This window comes from Streptomyces hydrogenans (genome assembly GCF_014656075.1).
Lineage (GTDB): Bacteria > Actinomycetota > Actinomycetes > Streptomycetales > Streptomycetaceae > Streptomyces > Streptomyces hydrogenans.
In genome coordinates, this window is record NZ_BNBS01000258.1 from 1 (window position 1) to 3,798 (window position 3,798).

Consider the following 3,798-nt stretch of genomic DNA (forward strand, 5'->3'; position numbering starts at 1 on the left):
GTGCCCACCGCCAACGCCACCGTCTACATCGTCGACACCGTCCTCATGCCCAAGTAGCACCGCTCGCTCGCGCAGCCGTGACGACCGCCGGTCCCGTTCCCCGTTCCACGAAGAAGGGGGAGCGGGGCCGGCGTCATGACCGCGGCCCGGAGCCCGCGCCCGTGCCCGCCGTGGCGGGGGACCGCAGGGAGAGGCGGTCGGCCGTCGTGCCCGGATCGAAAGGCGTTCGGGTGAACCTCGGGGCTCCCGCGTCACGAGGCGGAATGCGGATTGTCGGATCGGTATGACAACAATGCGGCAGAACTTCCCCCGCCAGCTCCCGCGACCCGCGACCACGACGTCCACGCCCCGGCCGACGGACCTGCCCGATCCGGGTGAGCGGCGGCGGTTGCGGGAGCAGTGGGGCCTGTCGACACGGCAGGTGGCCCTGGCGTTCGGGGTGACACCGGCCACGGTCCGTTCCTGGGAGCGCGGGCGTTCGGCGCCCAGGGGCGGACGCAAGGAGGCGTACCGCCGGTTTCTCGCGGGGCTGGCCCAGCACGGCGGCGCCGGTCACGACATCCCAGCCGGGTCCGCGTGCCAGAGGCGACTGCCGGCCGCGGCCGCCCCTCGGCGCCCGCGGACGGTGTCGGCCGCCGTCGCGCCGGGTGTCCGGCCGGACGGTGCCTCGCCCCGCCCGGTCGGTTCCGTCGGGGCCGGATCGCCACAGGTGTTGCACGTCGGCCGAAGCGGGGTGGATCCCGTGTCACCCGAGCGGGTCCGGCGGTTCCGGCTGCTGGGGGCCGCGGCATGCGTGTGGTCGCTCGCCTGGTGGCTGGTCCTCACCTGCCCGCCACCGCTCTAGCGACGGCGCTCGAACCGGGCCGTGGCCGGTCACACCATTCCGGTGACGGTGACCCGAACCGCCTCCGGCAGAACGATGGCCGCCGCGGCGGCCGCCGCCCTTACGGCCTGGGCCGTACGGGCGGCCTGATGCCGCGCCCGTACGACGACGTCGACGCGCAGTCCGCTCACCGTCCCTCCTGGGCCGAAGGTGACGAGCACCGACGGGCGGGGCGCCGCGGCGCCATCGGTGTGCGGGCCGGTCACGGAGGCTCGGAGCAGGCCGCGCAGGCCAGGGCGGAGGCAGGCCACCCCGGGAACGCCCAGAACGGCCTCGGCGACCGCCTGGGAAACGGCCTCTGACGGTCGGGTCTTCATGTGCGGGGCTCCTGAGGCCGGTCCGGTGGGTCGTGCAGGTCGGTGACCGTGACGTCGAAGGCGGAGACGGCAAGACCGAGGCGTTCCCGGGCGGCGCGGTCGAGGTTGGCGCGGACCGCGTCGGTGGTGGGGCTCAGCTCGCGACCGTACTCGACGGACACGTGGAGGTGGACGTCGACGGGGCCGCGTGCGGGGCTGGTGCGGCTTCCCGGCGGGGTGATGCGGCAGCTGCCGGCGCGGACGCCGGGTACCTCTTCCGCGGCGGCGCGCAGGGTGCGGGCCGCGACGGACTCGTAGATCCAGCTGTCCTCGTCGCGCTCGCCGAGCGGCTGGCCGCGCCCCGGGCGCAGCTCCAGCCGGACCACGTCCATGACGCGCCGTACCAGTGCGGAGGCGTCGATGTCGGCCGGCGAGGTGGTGGCCACGGGAAGGGCGGCGGCCCGCAGGTGTTCGAGGTCGGTCACGGCCCGCTGGCAGAAGACACAGGTGAGGGCATGGGGGTCGCCGGTGGACGCGAGTGCCGCCTGTTCCCACACGGTGGCCAGATCCCGGCCGCACGCCAGGAGTTCGAGGTCCTGGTCGTCGGGGGCCTCGCGGGGGCGGGGGGTGTTCATCGCCATGCGGCCATCGCCTCCATCAGCACGCGTCGCGCCCTGAAGACGCGGGCGCGGACCGCTTCGGGTCTGATTCCCACCGCCTGGCCGATCGCTTCGTAGGGCTGCCCCTCGATCTCCCGCAGGACCCAGCAGACCCGCTGTTCGGCGGAGAGCGCGTCCATGGCCTGGGCGAGGTCGCGCACGGCGGCGTGCGACTCGGCGGCGCGTGCGGGGGAGGAGCGATGGTCCGGAGCGGCCGGTTCGGCGACGGTTTCGAGGCCGGCGGCGGGTCTGCGGGATTGCAGCAGGGTCAGGCACCGGTTGGTGACGATCCGGTACAGCCAGGTCGCGAACCCCGCGTCGCCCCGGTACTCGGGAAGGCTGCGCCACGCGCTGACGAAGGCGTCCTGGACGGCGTCCTCGGCTTCCGCGCGACTGCCCATCAGACGCTCGGCGAGCTGGAGCATGGCGCGGGAGTGACTTCTCACCAGCATTTCGAACGCCTCCTCGTCCCCCTCCGCCGCCCTGACGGCGAGCAGTCGGTCTCCGGGATCGGTCGTGTCCTCGTGCCCGTCCGGGCTGCACCGAGTGCTCACTCGCGGGCTCCTTCCAGCCTCCACCGCTTTGACAGCGCCGGGGCCGGTTTCGTTACGCACCGCAGATTCGCACGTCAGTGCGTTGCTTCCACGGAAGAGGGCCGTAACGAATGACCGCCCGGTGCTGTCAAAGGAGTGCCGTCGCAAGAGCACACATCAGGGAGCAGAGATGACCGCCACGCAGGAACAGGCCCCCGCCCGTCGCACACACGCGAACGGGACCGGGACGGAGACCGGGCTGGGGACCGGGGTGGGGACCGGGCGTACCGAGGTGACCGAACCCGCCGGGACGCGCGGCAGGACGGCGATCGCGGACGCCGTGGTCGTCAAGATCGCCGGCAGGGCGGCACGGGAGGTACCCGGCGTCCACGACATGGGCGGTGGCCTGTCGCGGACGCTGGGTGCCGTGCGGGACCGCGTCCCCGGCGGGCGGCCCCAGTTGGGGCGCGGGGTGAAGGTGGAGGTCGGCGAACGGCAGGCGGCCGTCGACGTCGAACTGGTCGTGGAGTACGGCGTCCCGGTGCCCGACGTCGCCCGCGAGGTCCGCGAGAACGTGATCGCGGCCGTCGAACGGATGACCGGCCTGGAGGTCGTCGAGGTCAACATCGCGGTCAGCGACGTGAAGCTGCCCGGCGACGACCGCGACGAACCCGTCGACACGCGTGTGGCGTGACTCCCGTGCACCGTCCTCGCAAGAACCTCGTCGACAGGAAACGGAGGCGGCTGTGGACAAGGAAGCTCTGGGGCTGATGGGTGGAATGGCGCTGGGATTCGCCGGCTGGTTCGGAGGGTTCGGAGCCTTCCTCCTGGTGGCCGCTCTCGGTGCGCTCGGCCATGTGGCCGGCGGATTCCTGGAACGCGGTGGTACGCCCCGCGACCTGTCGGCCACCGACCGCAGGCGACGGTGACCGGCCCCCCGCGGGGCCTCACCACGGTGGCCGACCGCGTCACGGCCCGGATCGCCCGGCAGGCCGCCGCCGAGGCCACGGCTCCGCTCGGCGGACAGGTGCTGAGCAGCAGCGCGTGCCGGACCGGACGCTCCGTCGAGGTGACCGTGGACGTGGGCCTGCCGCTCGCGACGCCCGCCGATGTGGACCGGATGGCCCGCCTCCATGGCCATCTCGTCGACAGGACGCAGCAGTTGACCGGCCAGGTCGTCGCGCCCGCCCGCATCCGGGTCCGCGCGCTCGGCATCGACCCGACCCGAGCGCAGCCACCACCGGACGCGGGCCCCGCGCAGATCGTCGCGCGCAGGTCGTGGTCCCGGCGGCGAACAGCCACCGCGTGCCTGGCCCTCGCGCTGACGGCTCTGTGCGGAATGCTGCTGTGGACCGCGCTGGCGCAGCGCTTTCCCGGCATGGTCGCCCTGCCGTGCCCGGGGGCGGAGTGCCCGGCGCCAGGCACCG

The 3,798-nt window shown here is 73.8% G+C and carries 6 protein-coding genes and 1 pseudogene; 4 read left to right on the plus strand and 3 right to left on the minus strand.

Features of this window, described 5'->3' with window-relative positions:
• Positions 1-292: 292 nt before the first annotated feature.
• On the plus strand, positions 293-844 hold the full coding sequence (locus IE321_RS42975; RefSeq protein WP_190226725.1) for a helix-turn-helix domain-containing protein: 552 nt from the start codon (positions 293-295) through the stop codon (positions 842-844).
• 29 nt (positions 845-873) lie between these two features.
• On the opposite strand, the gene IE321_RS41080 is transcribed toward IE321_RS42975, so the two are convergent.
• From IE321_RS41080 to IE321_RS41090, 3 genes are read right to left on the minus strand one after another with little or no spacing between them, the layout of a single operon-like run.
• Positions 874-1,200, minus strand: a complete 327-nt coding sequence (locus tag IE321_RS41080; protein WP_190226721.1) for an Asp23/Gls24 family envelope stress response protein — start codon at positions 1,198-1,200, stop codon at positions 874-876.
• Positions 1,197-1,820, minus strand: a complete 624-nt coding sequence (locus tag IE321_RS41085; protein ID WP_190226722.1) for an Asp23/Gls24 family envelope stress response protein — start codon at positions 1,818-1,820, stop codon at positions 1,197-1,199. The genes IE321_RS41080 and IE321_RS41085 overlap by 4 nt, the downstream gene beginning before the upstream one ends.
• Positions 1,811-2,290: an RNA polymerase sigma factor gene (locus IE321_RS41090; RefSeq protein WP_051841682.1), complete on the minus strand. Its 480-nt coding sequence runs from the start codon at positions 2,288-2,290 to the stop codon at positions 1,811-1,813. The genes IE321_RS41085 and IE321_RS41090 overlap by 10 nt, the downstream gene beginning before the upstream one ends.
• A gap of 271 nt (positions 2,291-2,561) precedes the next feature.
• Here IE321_RS41090 and IE321_RS41095 point away from each other — a divergent pair, with 271 nt between their 5' ends.
• From IE321_RS41095 to IE321_RS41105, 3 genes and pseudogenes are all read left to right on the plus strand, one after another.
• Positions 2,562-3,065 (plus strand): Asp23/Gls24 family envelope stress response protein, encoded by a 504-nt coding sequence (locus IE321_RS41095; protein WP_190226723.1) that lies wholly within the window; start codon positions 2,562-2,564, stop codon positions 3,063-3,065.
• 52 nt (positions 3,066-3,117) lie between these two features.
• Positions 3,118-3,300 carry a hypothetical protein gene (locus IE321_RS41100; protein ID WP_190226724.1) on the plus strand — a complete coding sequence of 61 codons (183 nt, stop codon included), beginning with the start codon at positions 3,118-3,120 and terminating at the stop codon, positions 3,298-3,300.
• Positions 3,297-3,798: pseudogene (locus IE321_RS41105) on the plus strand (hypothetical protein); the annotation flags it as partial. The gene IE321_RS41100 and the pseudogene IE321_RS41105, both read left to right, overlap by 4 nt.

Coding starts and splice junctions, on each gene's coding strand:
- IE321_RS42975 (WP_190226725.1), top strand. CDS start 293: ATGCGGCAGAACTTCCCCCGCCAGCTCCCGCGACCCGCGACCACGACG.
- IE321_RS41080 (WP_190226721.1), bottom strand. CDS start 1,200: ATGAAGACCCGACCGTCAGAGGCCGTTTCCCAGGCGGTCGCCGAGGCC.
- IE321_RS41090 (WP_051841682.1), bottom strand. CDS start 2,290: ATGCTGGTGAGAAGTCACTCCCGCGCCATGCTCCAGCTCGCCGAGCGT.
- IE321_RS41085 (WP_190226722.1), bottom strand. CDS start 1,820: ATGGCGATGAACACCCCCCGCCCCCGCGAGGCCCCCGACGACCAGGAC.
- IE321_RS41095 (WP_190226723.1), top strand. CDS start 2,562: ATGACCGCCACGCAGGAACAGGCCCCCGCCCGTCGCACACACGCGAAC.